Source organism: uncultured Lactobacillus sp. (assembly GCF_944327175.1).
In the GTDB taxonomy this organism is placed as follows: Bacteria; Bacillota; Bacilli; order Lactobacillales; family Lactobacillaceae; genus Lactobacillus.
Genome location: NZ_CALVGT010000017.1, coordinates 63,582 through 81,787 on the forward strand (window position 1 = coordinate 63,582; position 18,206 = coordinate 81,787).

The window sequence follows — 18,206 nt, forward strand, 5'->3', positions numbered from 1 at the left end:
AAACGTTAAACTCTATCATACCGGGCGTGCCACGTCTTGGCAATTATTTCGCCCTGCCTGCATTTCTATCCTGTAATCTTTTACAAAAAATCCCCTAAACCGTAGACCCTTCTCTCCTTAAATCCGGTCAAGGTTTCCGCGTGCACCAGGGCACTCAGGACCGCTTCCTCAATTGTCTCGGCGCCGGCTTCAAAGACCGGGTCCAGCTGACTGTCCGGCAAAAAGCTGAACTCTTCCGCTTTTTTGGCGAAATGATCCACTCTTTGCGCCGTGGAAAAAGCCAGGGCGATGTCGCCGGACCCATCGCCGATATACGATCCCGTTCTGGCTAAGCCAACCGCGCTGCGGCGGGCCAAGCGGCCCAATTGCCGGCTGGAGAGGGGCAGGTCGGTAGCGATCACCATCACAATCGACCCCTGGTCTTTTTGGTAGCGGTCATAAAGCTGGTTATTTTCTGCTTTTGCCCGAGCCAAAACGGCATCTTTTAATTCCTGCCCCAAAAGGCGGCCGCCGGCCCGCAACTTGCCAAAGGCCCCGAAATTGGCGCAAACCAAGCTGGCCACGTGATATTTTTTCCCGGCCAGGGTCAAAAGCCTGGAGGCCGACCCAATGCCGCCCTTAAAGCCCAAACACCGCATCCCGGTTCCGGCACCGACATTTCCTTCCAGCAGAGGCGGATTCTCTTCCGCTAAAAATAGTGCCGCCAGAGCATTGCTTTCTTTAACCGGCAGGGATCTGATATCGTTCAAGTCCCCATCGTTACACTCCATCACGACCGGGTTGACTGTCCCAGTTGTCAGGCCTATCTCCGGATTCCGGTCCAGCATGTAGCGGGTTAGAGCCGTCCAGCAGGTTCCCACGGCCAGAGTGTTGGTCATGAGGATCGGGGTCTCCAAAGTGCCCAGCTCATTAATCTGGACCAGGCCGGTCGTTTTGCCGAAGCCATTGATGACCTGGCCGCTGGCCAGCATTTTTTGCTTAAAAATATCACTCCCGGGCAAAATTGCCGTGACGCCGGTATTGACTCCACCCTTTCGCAGGGTCACCTGGCCCACCTTAACCCCCGGAACATCGGTAATGTCGTTTTTCTCTCCGGTCTGATAGGCCCGGGGCAAAAACAGTTCTCCTTTTAATCCCATCTTCCACCTCAGATTTCCGTCATGAACATCTTCGCGGTCAAAAGCTCCATAATGCTCTTGGCCCGGTAACGGACGACCCGCTCGCCGGATCTTTCAGCTCCCGGATAAAAAGAAGCGGCTCTGGCCCGGCCAGCGGAAGAAAAGCAGAATTCTAGCAGGTATTCGTCAGCTAAAACTGGCAGACCACCCGGGCCTGCCAGGGCTTCCTTGATCCCAGTCATGATGCCCGCTGCGACTTCCTCCGGGCTCTTATTGACAGTCGCGCTGCCCACACCTTTTTTAGTGGCGCAAGTCACGATGCCCGGACAAAATTCTTCCGCCCGCCGGCAGATACCGGCATCCCCGGCCAGGAAAAATGAAGGAACCCCATACTGGGCCGCGCAGAGGCTGTTGAAAGTAAATTCCGAGGCCAATTCCCCGTTCAGCTTAACCCAGGAATACCAGCCATGTTCCACCGTATGGTCCAGGGGCGTTTCACTGGAGCCAGCTGGAGAGTGGCTGCCGATATGGATTGCCCCGGCATAGTCAGCGGAAATCCCCGCCATCATTTCTTCCGGGGAAGAGTCCCAGCCCTGGATCAGTTCCGTGCCCGCCGGCAAGAGGGCCGGGTCCAGGTTGATCCCGTCCTCATGCCCGTCTTTGACAGTGACCGCGTAGCCGGCTTTCTGGCAAGCTTTGACCGCGGCCACGGTTTCCCGAGTCATTTCTTTTAGGGCCAGGTCATAGCCCTTCTGGCCGTAATGGGTCTGCTCCCAGCTGGTAACGCCGGTGCAGCCCTCCATGTCGCAGGAAATATAAATCTTTTTCTCCATTTTGCTTTGCCTCCATGCTTTTGCTTTTTTCTTACACTTTTTTACTGCTTACTTTCATTTTACCATCAAAAAAACTGCCGACACTTAAACAATCTGTTAAGTATCGGCAGTTTAAAATGCTTAACGGTGCATAAAGGCCAAAGCAATCTCATTGATCCCGAAGATCACCAAGTAGATCGCGATCAAGTAGACCACGCTCATCCCCGCGATAACCGGTCTCATCAGCAGCATAACCCCGACAACCAGACCCAGGATGTTCAAGAGCAGGTTGAAGAAGAAATACCAGCCGGTCTCAAAGAAACGCAGGTGCCAGGCAAAAACAATTCCGATTACCGAGTCGGCGATGAACCAGATGGACACCACGATCGCGATCGTGTATGCCCCGACCTTGTTGTCCCACAGGAAGAAGATCCCGATCAAAATGTCAAAGATCCCCGATAAAAGGGTCGTCCAAGACGGGCCAAAGATGCCGTGAAAGCCGGCATACATGGAAATCCAAGCGATCCCCTGCATGATCGACAAGACGGCCAGAATGATGACCAGGCCCCGCAAGCCCTTGCCAGGGTTGGCAAAGAGAAAAATGCTCAAAACGACGGAGATGACCCCAGCGATGAAGACGCCCCAGTCAAAGCCGCGTTTTTCGTTAAAGCCGGAATCAAACATAAGAATCATCCTTTCACACTAACGTAAAAATTCTGACAATTATTTGTCTTCCGCTTTCATTTTACAATATTTTGCTAAAAAGGTTTAGAGCGTGATTAAGATTCCTTTTCTTTATTTGCAAGACTGTTTTCAGTCAAAGCCTTGTCCCGGTCCAAAACTGGCTTGAGATACCTGCCAGTCCAGGATTCCGGGCAGTCCGCCACTTCTTCCGGCGTCCCCGTGCAGACCACCTGGCCGCCCCGCTCGCCCCCGTCAGGCCCCAAGTCAATCAGCCAATCAGCAGTCTTGATCACATCCAGGTTGTGTTCGATCACCAAAACTGTATTGCCCTGGTCCACCAGGCGCTGGAGGACTTCCAAAAGTCGCTTGATATCATCAGTATGCAGACCCGTGGTTGGTTCATCCAGGATGTAGAAGTTCTTCCCCGTCGACAATTTCTGCAGTTCACTGGCCAGTTTCATCCGCTGGGCTTCCCCGCCGGACAAAGTAGTGGCCGGCTGGCCCAGTTTGACATAACCCAGACCAACGTCGACGATAGTCTGCAGCTTGCGGTGAATTTTAGGAATATTGACGAAGAAGTCGCAGGCTTCACTGATGGTCATTTCCAGGACTTGGGCGATATTCTTTTCCCGGTAGGTCACTTCTAGGGTTTCAGAATTATAGCGCTGGCCGTGGCAGACTTCACAAGGGACGTAGACGTCCGGCAGGAAGTTCATTTCGATCTTGAGGATCCCGTCCCCGTGGCAGGTTTCACAGCGCCCGCCCTTGACGTTGAAGGAGAAGCGGGCCTTGGTGTAGCCCCGCATCTTGGCTTCATTGGTCTGGGCAAAAAGAGTCCGGATATCGTCAAAGACGCTGGTGTAGGTCGCCGGGTTACTCCGCGGGGTCCGGCCGATCGGGCTTTGGTCGATATCGATTACCTTCTCGATATTCTTCCAGCCGGTCAGCTTGTCATACTTGCCTGGCTTGGCAGAATTATGGTTGAGTTTCTGGGCCAGGACCCGCTTTAAGATCTGGTTGACAAGGGTGGATTTCCCGGACCCGGAAACCCCGGTCACGACCACGAATTCGCTCAAAGGGAATTCAACAGTAATGTTCTTTAGGTTGTTTTCCGCTGCTCCAGTCAATTTCAGCTTCTTGCCGCTGCCCTTGCGCCGCTTCAATGGTACCGGGATAAACTTTTCTCCCCGCAGGTACTGGCCGGTCAAGGACTGAGGGTTGGCCATGACTTCTTCGGGAGTTCCGGCAGCCATAACTTCCCCGCCCTGGCTGCCGGCACCTGGCCCCATATCGATCAAGTAGTCGGCTGCCCGCATGGTTTCATCGTCGTGTTCAACGACGATCAAGGAGTTTCCCAAGTCCCGCATCCGCTTCAAAGACGCGATCAAGCGGTCATTGTCCCGCTGGTGCAAACCAATAGACGGTTCATCTAGGACATACATGACCCCGGACAGGTTGGAACCGATCTGGGTGGCCAGGCGGATCCGCTGGGCTTCCCCGCCGGATAAAGTCCCGGCTGATCTGGACAGGGTCAAGTAGTCCAGGCCAACGCTGACCAGGAAGCTCAAGCGGTCGCAGACTTCTTTTAGGATTGGCTTGGCAATGGCAGCTTCCTGCTCGCTTAAGTCAACTTCCTTGAAAAAGTCCAGGCCATCCTTGATTGACAAGTCGCTGGCCTCGGCCAGGTTCTTGCCATTGACCTTGACGGCCAGGGCCTTTTCATTGAGCCGCTTGCCGTGGCAGACCTCACAAGGCAATTCAGTCATGTACTTGCCCATGACTTCCTGCATGAACTTGGACATTGGTTTGGCGTAGCGGCGGTCGACATTGTTGATCACCCCTTCAAACGGCTGCTTGGTGTCGTTGACCCCGAAGTCCCCTTCCAAGTGGAAGTGAATTTCCTTGTCTGACCCATTCAAAATGATGTCTCTTTGCCGCTTAGTCAGCTTTTTAAAAGGCTTGTCCATCGGGATCTTTAAGGCTTCACAGGCTTGCTCCAACATCCCCATGTAGTATTTTGACCCTGCCCAAGGAGCCAGGGCACCTTCTGCCAGGCTCTTGTCCTTATCTGGAACAACCAGGTCCGGGTCAACCGCCAGCTTCATCCCCAAGCCGTCACAGGCCGGGCAGGCCCCGAAAGGTGCGTTGAAGGAAAAGAGGCGGGGCTCCATTTCCCCGACTGTGAAGCCGCAAAGAGGACAGGCGTAGTATTCAGAGAAACTGAGCTTCTCGCCCCCGATCACATCAACGTCCATGTAGCCTTCAGACAGACGCAGGGCCGCTTCAGCTGAGTCAAAGAGGCGGGACCGGATCCCGTCTTTGATGACCAGACGGTCGACCACGATTTCAATGTCGTGGCGCTTGTTTTTCTCTAAAGCAAATTCCTCACTGGCGTCGTGAAGCTCGCCGTCAACGATCACCCGGACATAGCCGGCCCGGCGGATTCTGGCGAAAACCTCCTTGTGCTCGCCCCGCTTGCCCCGGATAACCGGGGACAAAAGCTGGATTTTGCTTCTTTCCGGCAAATCCAGGATCCGGGTCACCATCTGGTCCACCGACTGCCGCTGGATCAAGGTTCCGTCGTTTGGACAGTAAGGATGGCCGACTCTGGCCCAAAGCAGGCGGAGGTAGTCGTTAATTTCAGTAACCGTGCCAACCGTTGAGCGGGGGTTGTGGGAGGTCGTCTTCTGGTCAATGGAAATAGCCGGATTGAGGCCGTCGATTGAGTCAACGTCTGCCTTATCCATCTGGCCCAAAAACTGTCGGGCATAGCTGGACAGGGATTCGACGTAGCGGCGCCGGCCTTCAGCGTACAGGGTGTCAAAAGCCAGTGAGCTCTTGCCAGAGCCGGACAGGCCGGTAATGACAACCAGCTGGTCTTTGGGAATGGTTACGTCGATGTCTTTTAAATTGTGCTCACGGGCACCGCGGATGACGATTTTTCTATCTGCCATTGAAGTCTTTGCCTTTCTTCTTAATCGGTTTTCTTACTGAGCCTTCTAACTCGATAATCGCGTCGCGGAGGTTAGCCGCGCTTTCAAAGTCCAAGCGCTTAGCCGCCTCTTGCATCTGCTCTTTCAAATTGGCGATCATCTGTTTCTTCTGCTTGACCGTCAGCTCGTCAAAATTGAGGTCGGCAAAGGAGTCTGATTTTTCGGCTTCCTTGTCGGCTTTGACCACGGAAATCATGTCCCGGACTGGCTTGATGATGGTCTTTGGCACGATCCCATGCTCTTCATTGTATTTCATCTGGATGGCCCGGCGGCGGTTCGTTTCATCAATCGCCTGCTTCATGGAATCGGTGATCCGGTCAGCATACATAATAACTTCACCGCTAGCGTTCCGGGCCGCCCGACCCATGGTCTGGATCAGCGGCCGGTAGGCCCGCAGGAAGCCTTCCTTATCCGCGTCCAGAATGGCCACCAGGGAAACTTCCGGCACGTCGATCCCTTCCCTAAGCAGGTTGATCCCGATCAAAACGTCAAACTTGCCCAGGCGGAGGTCCCGGATGATCTGCATTCTTTCCAAAGTCTTGATGTCTGAGTGCAGGTAGCGGACCTTGATGCCCAGGTCTTTCAAGTAGTCGGTCAAGTCTTCAGCCATCTTCTTGGTCAAAGTAGTGACAAAAACCCGTTCCTTTCTTTCAATCCGCAGGTTGATTTCAGCAACCAGGTCGTCAATCTGCCCTTCAATTGGCCGGACCTCGATTTTCGGATCCAAAAGGCCGGTCGGCCGGATGACCTGTTCCACGATCCGGCTGGTCCGGTTTAATTCATAGTCACCCGGGGTGGCGGACACATACATGATCTGGTTGACATGCTGCTCAAATTCTTCCAGCTTCAAAGGCCGGTTGTCCAAGGCTGATGGCAGGCGGAAGCCATAGTCAATCAAGGTCTGCTTTCTGTTTCTGTCCCCGTTGTACATGGCCCGGATTTCCGGCATGGTGGCATGGGATTCGTCGATTAAAATCAGGGAATCCTTGGGGAAGAAGTCCAAAAGGGTGTATGGCGGCTCACCGGCTTTGCGGTTTTCCATCTGCCGGGAATAGTTTTCAATCCCGTTGGTATAGCCGACTTCTCTCAGCATTTCCAAGTCGTAGGTGGTCCGCTGCTTGATTCTTTCTGCCTCCAGCAGCTTGCCTTCTTTTTCAAACTTCTTGACCTGGTCGTCCATCTCAGCCTTGATCCGGTCGATAGCGCCGGCCAGCTGGTCTTCGTTGGTCATGAAGTGGGTGGCCGGGAAAAGGGAAATGCTGTCTCTGACCCCGTGCACTTCCCCGGTTAAGGGGTCAACTTCAACAATCCGGTCGACTTCATCGCCAAAAAATTCAATCCGGTAGGCCCGGTCTGAGTAGCCGGCCGGGAAAACTTCCACGACGTCGCCCCGGACCCGGAAGCGGCCCCGCTGGAAGTCGATGTCGTTTCTGTCGTACTGGATGTTGACCAGGTCTCTGAGCAGGGTGTTTCTTTCGTATTCCTGGCCGGTATAGACATTTAACACGCTGGCCGCGTACTCTCTTGGGTCACCCAAGCCATAGATGCAGGAAACAGAAGCCACCACGATAACGTCATTTCTGGACATCAAGGCGCTGGTGGCGGCGTGCCGCAGCTGGTCGATTTCGTCGTTGATCGAGGCGTCTTTTTCAATATAAGTGTCCGACTGGGGCACGTAGGCTTCCGGCTGGTAGTAGTCATAGTAGGAAACGAAGTATTCCACGGCGTTGTTCGGAAAAAATTCCTTAAATTCATTGTAGAGCTGGCCAACCAGGGTCTTGTTGTGGGTAATGACCAGGGTCGGCTTGTTCATTTTGGCAATTACATTGGCCATGGTATAGGTCTTACCCGTCCCCGTTGCCCCCTTGAGGATCTGCTCTTTATCGCCGGCCTGAAAACCGGCCGTCAGCTGGTCGATGGCCTGCTGCTGGTCGCCGGCAGGCTTATATGGTGAGACGAGTTCAAATTTGTTATTGTCTTGCCGCTTGATCACGGTTCTTCCCCCTTAACTTGCAATAATCAATCGTATTCTATTTTACTACCCGAACATAGATTCTAACAATATTTTGCTCAAAGAAAAAGCAGCAGACCACTTGTCTGCTGCTTTTAATATCTATTTCAAAAATCCCTTGGCTTGCAGGTAGTTGTAAGCTTCCTGCCCGGCCACGCTGCCTTCGCCCACGGCGGTCGTGACCTGGCGCAGGTCCTTTGGCCGCACGTCGCCGGCCGCGAAGATCCCTTCCTGCCGGGTCCGCATCAATTCGTCAGTCGGAATCCAGCCGTTTTCATCCAAGATGTCCAGGCCTTCCAGGGCCTTAGTCACTGGCAAAACGCCAACGTAAATGAAGACGCCCTTAGTGGCAAATTCCTTTTCTTCCCCGCTGACCTTGTCCTTGTAGCGGATCCCGCTGACCTTGCCGTCTTCGCCGACGATTTCTTCAGTCAAGGCGTTCCAGACGAACTTAATCTTCGGGTGCTTGAAGGCCTTCTCCTGCAGTTCCGGCTTGGCCCGCAGCTGGTCTCTTCTGTGAACGACCGTGACTGACTTGGCAGACTGGGCCAGGTAGAGCCCTTCCTGGATGGCTGAGTCGCCCCCGCCAATCACAGTCACGTCTTCATCTCTGAAGAAGGCTGCATCGCAGACGGCGCAGTAAGAAACACCATGGCCGGAATAAGTTTCCTCACCCGGCACGTTCAAGTGCTTGTGCTCAGATCCTGTCGCGATGATTACGGCTGGAGCCAGGTATTCCTCGCTGTCGGTAATCACCCGCTTGTAGTCACCTTCCAGCTTAACGGCCTGGACATCGCCATATTCATAGCTGGCCCCGGCATTTTGCACGGTCTGGTACATCTTTTCACCCAGTTCCGGCCCCTGGACTTCCACAAAGCCCGGGTAATTGTCGATGTCGGCAGTATTGTTCATCTGCCCTCCGTAAATCCCCCGGTCTAAGAGGACCGTCTTCAGGTTGGCCCGGGCCGCGTAAACTGCCGCCGTCATCCCGGCTGGACCGGCACCAATGATTACTACGTCAACTTCTTTGGTCATAAACAGCCTCCTTGTTACTTACTTTTTATAAGTAATATGATACAGGATTTTGCAAAGATTGCAAGTCTTTTTAGATTCTGATTTCCGGTCCCATCTGCCGGCTCATCATCAGCTTGATCTCATCGTCAATCTTAGCCCCCTCATAGAGAACCTTGTAGATGGAAGCTGAAATCGGCATGTCTAAAGAATACTTAGCGCAGATTTCGTGCACAGCCTTGACGGTCGTGGCCCCTTCAACTACCTGGCCCATGTTGGCCAAAACCTCATCCAAGGGCTTGCCCTGGCCCAGCTGGTAGCCGCAGCGCCAGTTCCGGGAGTTAACGGATGTACAAGTGACGATCAAGTCGCCGATCCCGGACAGGCCGCTGAAGGTCCAAGGCTGGCCGCCAAAAGCCACCCCCAGGCGGGTGATTTCCGCCAGGCCCCGGGTCATCAAGGCTGCCTTGGCATTGTCCCCATAGCCCAGGCCCGCCAGGATCCCGGCCGCGATGGCGATGACGTTTTTCACGGCCCCGCCGACTTGGACCCCGATTGGGTCGTTGCTGGTATAAAAGCGGACGTAGTCATTGGAAAAGATCTTCTGCATCTTGGCCGCGTTATCCAGACTGGTTGAAGCCAGGGTGATGGCCGTCAAGTCCTTTTGGGCGGTGTTTTCCGCGTGGCTGGGACCAGACAGGACGATCATCTTGTCAAAGCCGTCCGGGTAAATTTCGTCTTTAAAAATCTGCAAAACCAGCTTTTTAGTCCCTGGCTCAATCCCCTTGGTGGCTGAAACCAGGTAAGGCTGGCGGCCATTTTCGTCCAAGACTTGCCGGACTGCTTTAGCCACTGACCGGATTGCGCTAGTCGGCACGGCAAAGAGGATAATGTCACAGTCTTTCAGAACCTGCCCCATGTCGGTGCTGGCCCAAACGCTGGGGTTCAAGGTCCAGTCCTTCATGTAGTGCAAGTTAGTGTGGTCTTGGTTGATCTCATCAGCAATAACTTGCCGGTGGGCGTAAAGGGCCACCTCGTGGCCGTTGTCAGCCAGCATGGAGGCTAGGACTGACCCCCAGGAACCGGCGCCTAAAACGGAAATTTTTGTCATTTTTTCTACCTCTCGTATGGATATTTTAAACCGCTTCCTTCAAGATACCACTTTGGCTTGACTTTGACACGCCGGTAGACGAATAAAATAACCACAGCGATTAAAAGCAGGAGGCTGAGGGACTGGGAAACCCGGATGACTCCGAAGATATAGAGGCTGTCCGTCCGCATCCCTTCCACGAAAAAGCGGACCACGGAATACCAGGCCAGGTAGAACATGAAGACTTCCCCTTGCTTGAAGAGGTGCTTCTTGTGGCGCAGGGAAAGGATGATGATCAGGCCGATCAGGTTGAAGAAGGATTCATACAAGAAGGTCGGCTTGTAGTAGCTGCCATTAATGTACATCTGGTCGATGATGAACTGGGGCAAGTGGAGATTTTGCAGATACTGCAGGCTGCACTTGGCCCCGTGGGCCTCCTGGTTCATGAAGTTGCCCCACCGGCCCAGGACCTGGGCCGCCATCACACCCGGCGCCACGATGTCCAGGACAAGAAATGGCGGCAAGAAGCGCCGGTAGCAGAAGGTCAAAAGGACAATCGCCCCGGCGATCAAGCCCCCGTAAATGGCGATCCCCCCGTTCCAGATGGCGATAATTTCATCCGGGTGCTGGGAGAAGTAGCCCCATTCAAAAATGACATAGTAGATCCGGGCCCCGATAAAGCCGATCGGCACGCCCCACAAGAGCAGGTCGATGAAATCGTCGCTCATGATCTGCCGTCTTTGCCCTTCTCTGATCGACATGAAGGTGGCCAGCAGGATCCCGCAGGCGATGATGATTCCATACCAGCGGACATGAATGTCGCCGATACTGAAGGCGATTGGATTCAGTGCTAAAGTCACTAGTCGTCTTCACCCCGCTTTTCTTCTTCAGTATTTTCCGCGATCAAGCTGGTCAGGTTTTCGTCAAAAGTCTTGGCCGCGTCAAAGCCCATGGCCTTGGCTCTGAAGTTCATGACGGCCACTTCCACGATGTTTTCCATGTTCCGGCCGACCTTGACTGGGATGGTAACCTGGGGAACCGCGATCCCGCAGATGATCCGGGTGTTTTCCTGGAAGCCCAGGCGGTCGTAGTTAGCCTTGGAGTCCCAGTTGGTTAGGTTGATGACCAGGGAAATTTCGGTTTCGTCCTTGATGGCCCCAATCCCGAAGAGCTTGAGGACGTCAATAATCCCGATCCCCCGGATTTCCATCAAGTGCTTCAAAATGCGGGGAGCTTCCCCAACCACGGTCTCATGGTCTCTTTGGTAGACGTCCACCCGGTCGTCAGCAATCAAGCGGTGGCCGTGCTGAACCAGGGCCAGGGCGGTTTCAGATTTGCCGACCCCGGATTCCCCGGTCAAGAGAACCCCCATCCCGAAGACTTCAACCAGGACCCCGTGGAAGCTGCTTCTTTCAGCCAGCTTCACGGCCAGGTACTGGGTGATCATGCTCATCAAGTAGGTCGTGGTGTCATTGGAAATCAAGATCGGAGTCCCGGCTGCTTCTGCCGCCTCCTTCAGTTCAGCTGGCACCGGCAGGTTGCGGGAAACCAGCAGGCAAGGAGTTTCTTTCTGGCAGATTTTTTCAAAAACTTTCCGGCGCAGGTCGTGATCCAGCCGGGCAGCGTAGGAGATTTCCGTTCTGCCCAAAAGTTGGACCCGGTCGGCCGGGTAAAAGTCAAAGTAGCCGCTCAGTTCCAGTCCCGGCCGGTAAACGTCAGAAACCTTAATCTTCTTGCCAGCCACGCGTTCCTGCCCCTGCAGAACCCGCAGGTTGGAATTATCTTTAATGAGCTCAGTTAGTTTTACCATGTTCGTCATCATGTGCCTCACTATCATCAACATCTCGCACTGTCACATCTTGCGCCTGTTTCCGCGGCCGCTCCGGATCTGCCTGGCTTGCCTTGAACCAGTCGGTCTCCGGCCGGCTGGGCAGCTGGTATTTTTTCCGCCAGTAAAAGCGGTAGTAGAGCCATAACAGCAAAATTACAACCAGGCCCACCGGCAGCAAGGCGATCAAGGCCTTGAAGAAAACCGAGAGCAGGGCCAGGGCGACTACGGCCGCCAAAACCAGTAGTACTATCGTGGTAAATGACATATTTTTCCTCTTATTCTGGATTCTCCTGGCTCAAACGCCACTGAAGATATGCGTAAATAAAGGGATCCAGCTTCCCGTCCATCACCCCGCCCACATCGGCGGTTTCGTAGCCGGTCCGGTGGTCTTTGACCATGCTGTATGGGTGGAAGACGTAAGAGCGGATCTGTGAGCCCCAGGCAATGTCCAATTGCTCGCCCTTCAGGGCCGCCTTTTCCTTGCGCTTCTTTTCTTCTTCCAGGTGGAAAAGCTTGGCCCGCATTTCATTCATGGCCGTGTCCCGGTTCTGGAACTGGGACCGCTGGGCCTGGGAAGTCGTCACGATCCCGGTTGGGATGTGGGTGATCCGGACGGCACTAGACGTCTTGTTGATGTGCTGGCCGCCCGCCCCGGATGACCGGTAGACGTCAATTCTGAGATCCTTTGGGTCAATGTCGATTTCAATGGAGTCATCGACTTCGGGGATAACTTCAACCGAGGCAAAAGAAGTGTGCCGTCTTTTGGCTGAGTCAAAAGGCGAAATCCGGACCAGGCGGTGAACGCCATGTTCAGACTTCAGCAGCCCGTAGGCATTCTTGCCGGAAATCCGGACACTGACACTCTTTAAGCCAGCTTCATCACCTGGTTCAAAGTTGTTGACTTCAAACTTAAGGCCGCGGGAGTCGCAATAGCGCTGGTACATCCGCAGCAGCATGTTCCCCCAGTCCATGGCTTCGGTGCCGCCGGCCCCCGGGTGGATTTCCATCAAGGCGTTATGGTCATCGTACTCGCCTGACAAGAGCAGGTTCAGTTCATACTGGTGGAATTCTTCCTGCAGCTTGGCCAGCTGGTCCTCGGTGTCCTGTTGCAGGTCTTCGTCTGCTTCCAGGCGCAGCAATTCCAAGGCCGTTTCTTCATCGGTCAGGTCTTTTTCCAAGGCCAGGAAGGAGTCCCGCTTTTCCTTGAGCAGGTTGGTCTCACTGATCAATTTCTGGGCCTTTTCCTGATTGTCCCAAAAGCCCGGTTCCGCCATCTTAGCTTCGTTGATTTCAATGCTTTCGCTAATATTATCGAAGTCAAAGAGACCCCCTGAAGTGGTTAAGCCGGGTCCGCAACTCGTCTAAAGCATTTTGAATTTCACTAATTTCCATTGTCTTTTTCCTTTGCTAAAAATACTCTTTTTGTTTACTACATTATAACCAAAAAGAGGGGGCGGGAGCCCCCTCTTTGCTGATTTATTACCGACTCAAGTTGTTTCTGATCTGAGCCTTCATGAAGAGGCGAGTCACGTCAAACTCGATGTCGCTGATCATTTCTTCAAACATGTTGTAGCCGGAGTCCTGGTATTCAACCAGCGGGTTCAGCTGGCCATAGCCCCGCAGGCCGATTGACTGCCGCAATTGGTCCATGGCGTCAATGTGGTTGGTCCAGTGTTCGTCAACCACGCGGAGGATAACCACCTTTTCAAATTCCAGCATTTGTTCCGGATCAGCCAGGGCAGCTTCCTTTTCCTGGTAGTTGTCTTCAACCAGCTGGTAAAGCTGCTGCTTAAGGGCATCTGGCATGAAGGTCTTGAAGTCGATTTCTGAATCAACGTATTCTTCACTGGCCAGGCTGGACACGATGAAGTCGCGCAAGGAGTCCAGGCGCCAAGTCGACCGGTCGCCTTGGGTGAACATGTCCACTTGGTGGTCGATAGTCCGGTGGATCATCGGCATCAAGACACTCTTCAAGGACTGCTGCTCATCGATAACCTGCATCCGTTCCTTGTAGATGATTTCACGCTGGATCCGCATAACGTCGTCGTATTGCAGGGTCTGCTTACGGGTGTCGTAGTTGTTCCCTTCAACCCGCTTCTGGGCTGATTCAACCTGGCGGGTGATCAAGCGGCTTTCGATAACCTTGTCGTCATCATTGTCAGACAAGCGGTCAAGGAAGTCCTTGACCCGGTCGCCCCCAAAGCGCTTCATCAAGTCGTCTTCCAAAGACAGGTAGAAGCGGGTGTAGCCCGGGTCACCCTGCCGGCCGGACCGGCCCCGCAACTGGTTGTCGATACGGCGGGATTCGTGTCTTTCAGTCCCGATTACGGCCAAACCGCCCAGTTCCTTGACGCCAGGCCCCAGCTTGATGTCAGTCCCACGCCCGGCCATGTTGGTGGCAATCGTAACTGCCCCTCTTTGGCCGGCATTCATGATGATGGCTGCTTCTTTAGCATGGTTCTTGGCGTTCAAGACGGCATGCGGGATGTGTTCCTTATCCAGCATGTGGCTCAAGCGTTCTGAAGATTCAATGGCCACCGTGCCGACCAGGATTGGCTGGCCCTTGGCGTGCCGCTCCTTAATTTCATCAACCACGGCCTTGAACTTGGAGTCCAGGGTCGGGTAGAGCAGGTCAGGCATGTCCTGTCTGATGACTGGCCGGTTGGTCGGGATGGTGATGACTTCCATGTTGTAGATTTCACGGAATTCTTCTTCTTCCGTCTTGGCCGTACCGGTCATCCCAGCCAGCTTCTTATACATTCTGAAGTAGTTCTGGTAAGTAATCGTGGCCTGAGTCTGGGATTCTTCCTGGATCTTAACCCCTTCCTTGGCTTCGATGGCCTGGTGCAGGCCATCTGAGTAGCGGCGGCCTTCCATAACACGGCCGGTAAAGGAGTCAACGATCAAGACTTCACCATCTTGAACCACGTAGTCGATGTCCTTGAGCATGATGTAGTTAGCCCGCAGGGCTTGGTCGATGTGGTGAACCAGCTTCTGGTTTTCAACGTCGTAAAGGTTCTTTAGGCCGAAGTGGTCGCAGGCCTTCTGGATCCCGGTTCTGGTTAGGGAAATGGTCTTGGTTGGCCAGTCGATCTTATAGTCGCCGTGGTCTTCATCGTCATCGGCGTCGTTGTCGCTCTTGTCTTCAACCAGCTTCTTGACGAAGCGGTCAGCCCGGACGTAGTCGGCGTTGGCTTGTTCAGCTTCACCGGAAATGATCAAAGGCGTCCGCGCTTCGTCAATCAAGATGGAGTCAACTTCGTCGATGATGGCGTAGTTAAGCGGACGCTGCACCATTTGTTCCTTGTAAACAACCATGTTGTCCCGGAGGTAGTCAAAGCCCAGTTCAGAGTTGGTTGAGTAAGTTACGTCGCAGGCATAAGCTTCCCGCTTTTCTTCCGGAGACATGGTGCTGACGTTCAAGCCGACCGTCAAACCCAGCCAGCGGTAGAGCTGGCCCATTTCAGTTTCGTCACGGCTGGACAGGTATTCGTTGACAGTAACAACGTGCACGCCCTTGCCAGACAAAGCGTTAAGGTAAACTGGCATGGTGGCCGTCAAGGTCTTACCTTCACCGGTCATCATTTCGGCAATGTTGCCCCGGTGCAGGGCAATCCCGCCGAGGATCTGCACGCGGAATGGGTACAGGCCCAGAACCCGCTTGGAAGCTTCCCGGGATACAGCAAAGGCTTCCGGCAGCAGGTCATCCAGGCTTTCGCCCTTTTCAATCCGGCTCCGGAATTCCGGCGTCTTGGCCTGCAATTCTTCGTCAGAGAGAGCAGCCATTTGGTCAGCGTATGACTCTACTTGGTCAGCAATTTTTTCAAAACGCTTAAGTTCTCTTTTATCAGCGTTGTATAACTTCTTTAAAATGTTTGCCATCTAATCGTCCTTAATTCTGATATTTAGTCTAAAATCACAGAATAATTTTAACATGTAAATGCCAAAAATTAAAATAATCTACAAAAATAAGCAGGGCACAATAGTTATCGTGCCCTGCCTGGCTTATAGCCTTAGTATTCAGTTGGATAAGCGGCGAAACTATTCGTTAGTTTCAATCAAGCCGTAGCTGCCGTCGTTACGGCGGTAAACCACGCTAGTGCCGTTGGTTTCAGCGTCTTGGAAGACGAAGAAGTCGTGTTCCAGCATGTCCATTTGCAAGATAGCTTCTTCTGGGTCCATTGGCTTCAAGTTAACCCGCTTGTTGCGGACGATCTTGAACATTGGAGCCTTTTCTTCCTTCTCCTCTTCAACCGGAGCTTCTTCAGGGATGAAGAATTCTTCAACGCCCTTTTCACGGCTCTTGCGGTTGACGCGGGTCTTGTACTTTCTGATTTGGCGTTCAAGCTTTTCGGAAACAAAGTCAATGCTACGGTACATGTCATCCGTAGTTTCTTCAGCTCTCAATACCAGGTATGGAAGCGGGATAGTAACTTCAACCTTAGCTGAGTGGTCACGGTATACCTTCAGATTTACATGAGCGATTACGTCCTGGCTCAAATCAAAGTACTTTTCCAACTTGGTCAAGCGCTTTTCAACATAGTCTCTCAAAGCTTCAGTGACTTCAATATTTTCGCCACGAACATTGTACTTTAACATAATAATTATCTCCTTTCCCGCTTGCGCGGTTTCCTTACACCCATATTATACCAAATTTGAAAGCGCTTTGTGAAAATATTTAGCGACTAATTGAAAAACTTTCGACCTGGCATTCAGGAAAAGCCGTTTCAATCGCGTCGCGCGCATGGTAAAGTGTTCGGCCTGTGGTGTAAATGTCATCCAAAAGGATGATCTTGCCCGTTATTGTACCCCCAAATTCCGGATTTAAAAAGAAATTTTGCTTGGCCTGCATCCGGGCTTTTTTATCCTTTTCTCCCTGGGCCCCGGCCCCAGCCTTTTTGGCTAAAAGGGGCGTCAAGGGCAAAAGGGGATTAAAAATTTCCCAGACCGTGTCATAGCCCCGCTTTTTCCGGTGTTCAGGTGAAGTCGGGACAGGGACGAAGTAGTCAGCTGCTAATTTTTTAACGGCAGGGGCCGCCAATTCCTGCAAGACTTGGCAGAGCAGATAATCCCCATAGCGCTTGTAACGGACCATCAAGTCGTGAAAGGCTTGATTATAGCAGTAGACAGCCTGGCTTTGCAAAAAATTCCCCTGGTAGATCCGCCGCCACTTCTGGCAGTCCTGGCAGATTTTCCCATTATCCTGCCGGCGGCCGCACTGGGGGCAAAAGGCAGGGCCAATTGCTTCAAACTGCTTTCGGCAAGATGGACACAGGCAGGAAGGCTTGCTTTTGCCCGGCAAAAGCAGGCGCCTGATATCCAGGTCTTCGGTAAAAGGCTGGTCACAAAAAAGACAAAGGCTCATCCCCGGTTCATCTCCTTAATCTGCTTGACCGCGCTTCTGATCTGCCGGCTGTAGCGCCGGTAGCAAAAAAGTACCAGCCCGTCCGGGTCCTGCTTGTCTCTGCCTACCCGGCCGGCGATCTGGACCAGGCTGGCGGCGGAATAAATCTCATCATCAGCCGCCACGATAATCACCCAGACATGCTTGAATGTCACCCCCCGCTCCAAGATCGTGGTCGTCAAAAGCAGGTCCAGGTCCCCTTTTCGGAATTTTTCCACCTTCTCCAGCCGGTCCAGGTCCTGGGCGTAAACAGTCGCCAGGCGCGAATTGGGCAGGAGCTTTTTAACAGCGGAAAAATACTGGGGCATCTGGGAAATTCTGGGCAAAAAGACCAGGAGGGGGTGGCCGCTTTTGGCCGCCATTTTAATCCGCCTGGCTAATTTGGGATGCAGGCGGCCCTTGGTCAAAAAGGGTTTAACGTACAAGTCAAGCCGGGGCACGGGCAAGGGATAGCCGTGAAAGCGACGGTTGAGCCTAACGATGGCTAGTTTCCCCTGCTTGGCTGCTTTCACCAGGTCTTCCGGCGGCGTGGCCGTCAAAAAGACCCGGCTGCCCGTCTTTTTAACGGCATTGCCCGCGGCGAAATGCAGCTGGGGATTGCCGGCATATGGGAAAGAATCGATCTCGTCAATGATCAAAAGGTCAAAAGCCTGGTAGTACTTAAGCAGCTGGTGGGTCGTGCAGATGACCAGCTGCTCATTGGCAGGCTGCTTTTCCTCCCGGCCGTGGTACTTACCGATCTCAACTTCCCCAAAAGCGGCTACTAAGCGGGGGTAAAGCTCATTAACCACGTCGATTCTGGGCGTGGCGATTGCCACCCGGCAGCCGCGGCTAAAAGCCTCAGCCAATAAAGGAAAAATCATCTCCGTCTTTCCCGCCCCGGTCACGGCCTCAACCAAGCAGTCCTCTTTAGCGGCAAATTTTTCCAGCAAAAAGCGGCTCACGCCCTCCTGGCGCTCTTGCAGCTGCCCCGTCCAGGTCATCCCCGCCCTGGCCGGGTAATGACCGCCGGCGGCCTGGCGGACCAAAAGCTTGCCCTCATCCAGCCGGCCCAGGCCCACGCATGCACGACAATACAAAAATCCCGACGGCAGGCGGGCCCAGCAGGAGCTGCCGCAGCGCTGGCAGATGCCATTTTTGATGGCGGGAATTGCCGTCTGCCCCTCTTTTATGCTATTATCCACTTTGTCAACCAGCCATTGGCGGCCGGCCAGAGATTCTTTTTCTTCTGTCACTTTTTTCGCCTCCACTA

15 protein-coding genes are annotated in these 18,206 nt (G+C 53.5%); all 15 read right to left on the reverse strand.

Annotated features, from left to right (window positions below):
- Positions 1-80: 80 nt before the first annotated feature.
- Positions 81-1,139 (reverse strand): P1 family peptidase, encoded by a 1,059-nt coding sequence (locus Q0J41_RS02690; RefSeq protein WP_296225796.1) that lies wholly within the window; start codon positions 1,137-1,139, stop codon positions 81-83.
- Between the two features lie 8 nt (positions 1,140-1,147).
- The gene (locus Q0J41_RS02695) at positions 1,148-1,951 is read right to left on the reverse strand and encodes a M55 family metallopeptidase (RefSeq protein WP_296225798.1); all 804 of its coding nucleotides are present in this window, start codon (positions 1,949-1,951) and stop codon (positions 1,148-1,150) included.
- A 120-nt stretch (positions 1,952-2,071) separates the two neighbouring features.
- A complete protein-coding gene (locus tag Q0J41_RS02700) occupies positions 2,072-2,614 on the reverse strand; it encodes an HdeD family acid-resistance protein (protein ID WP_296225800.1) in 543 nt (180 codons plus the stop codon).
- A gap of 95 nt (positions 2,615-2,709) precedes the next feature.
- The gene (uvrA, locus tag Q0J41_RS02705) at positions 2,710-5,568 is read right to left on the reverse strand and encodes an excinuclease ABC subunit UvrA (RefSeq protein WP_296225802.1); all 2,859 of its coding nucleotides are present in this window, start codon (positions 5,566-5,568) and stop codon (positions 2,710-2,712) included.
- Positions 5,558-7,600: an excinuclease ABC subunit UvrB gene (uvrB, locus tag Q0J41_RS02710; RefSeq protein WP_296225805.1), complete on the reverse strand. Its 2,043-nt coding sequence runs from the start codon at positions 7,598-7,600 to the stop codon at positions 5,558-5,560. Before uvrB ends, uvrA begins: the two co-directional genes overlap by 11 nt.
- Before the next feature lie 120 nt (positions 7,601-7,720).
- Positions 7,721-8,653, reverse strand: coding sequence for a thioredoxin-disulfide reductase (gene trxB / locus Q0J41_RS02715; protein ID WP_270447514.1), 933 nt, complete (start codon positions 8,651-8,653; stop codon positions 7,721-7,723).
- A gap of 70 nt (positions 8,654-8,723) precedes the next feature.
- Entirely contained in the window at positions 8,724-9,740 is a 1,017-nt protein-coding gene (locus Q0J41_RS02720) for an NAD(P)H-dependent glycerol-3-phosphate dehydrogenase (RefSeq protein ID WP_296225808.1), read from the reverse strand.
- 5 nt (positions 9,741-9,745) lie between these two features.
- Positions 9,746-10,579, reverse strand: a complete 834-nt coding sequence (gene lgt / locus Q0J41_RS02725; RefSeq protein WP_296225810.1) for a prolipoprotein diacylglyceryl transferase — start codon at positions 10,577-10,579, stop codon at positions 9,746-9,748.
- Positions 10,579-11,538, reverse strand: coding sequence for an HPr(Ser) kinase/phosphatase (gene hprK / locus Q0J41_RS02730; protein WP_296226026.1), 960 nt, complete (start codon positions 11,536-11,538; stop codon positions 10,579-10,581). The genes lgt and hprK overlap by 1 nt, the downstream gene beginning before the upstream one ends.
- Positions 11,513-11,815, reverse strand: coding sequence for a hypothetical protein (locus Q0J41_RS02735; protein WP_270447506.1), 303 nt, complete (start codon positions 11,813-11,815; stop codon positions 11,513-11,515). Before Q0J41_RS02735 ends, hprK begins: the two co-directional genes overlap by 26 nt.
- A 10-nt stretch (positions 11,816-11,825) precedes the next feature.
- Positions 11,826-12,942 (reverse strand): peptide chain release factor 2 gene (gene prfB, locus Q0J41_RS02740; RefSeq protein ID WP_296225813.1). Its coding sequence is split into 2 segments (ribosomal slippage): positions 11,826-12,869 and positions 12,871-12,942, totalling 1,116 coding nucleotides; the frame shifts between segments, so codons are not numbered across the junction.
- A gap of 87 nt (positions 12,943-13,029) precedes the next feature.
- Positions 13,030-15,432: a preprotein translocase subunit SecA gene (gene secA / locus Q0J41_RS02745; RefSeq protein ID WP_296225815.1), complete on the reverse strand. Its 2,403-nt coding sequence runs from the start codon at positions 15,430-15,432 to the stop codon at positions 13,030-13,032.
- A gap of 159 nt (positions 15,433-15,591) precedes the next feature.
- On the reverse strand, positions 15,592-16,149 hold the full coding sequence (gene raiA / locus Q0J41_RS02750; RefSeq protein WP_003614803.1) for a ribosome-associated translation inhibitor RaiA: 558 nt from the start codon (positions 16,147-16,149) through the stop codon (positions 15,592-15,594).
- Positions 16,150-16,228: 79 nt separating this feature from the next.
- A complete protein-coding gene (locus tag Q0J41_RS02755) occupies positions 16,229-16,915 on the reverse strand; it encodes a ComF family protein (protein WP_296225820.1) in 687 nt (228 codons plus the stop codon).
- Entirely contained in the window at positions 16,912-18,189 is a 1,278-nt protein-coding gene (locus Q0J41_RS02760; protein WP_296225822.1) for a DEAD/DEAH box helicase, read from the reverse strand. Before Q0J41_RS02760 ends, Q0J41_RS02755 begins: the two co-directional genes overlap by 4 nt.
- Positions 18,190-18,206: the final 17 nt, after the last annotated feature.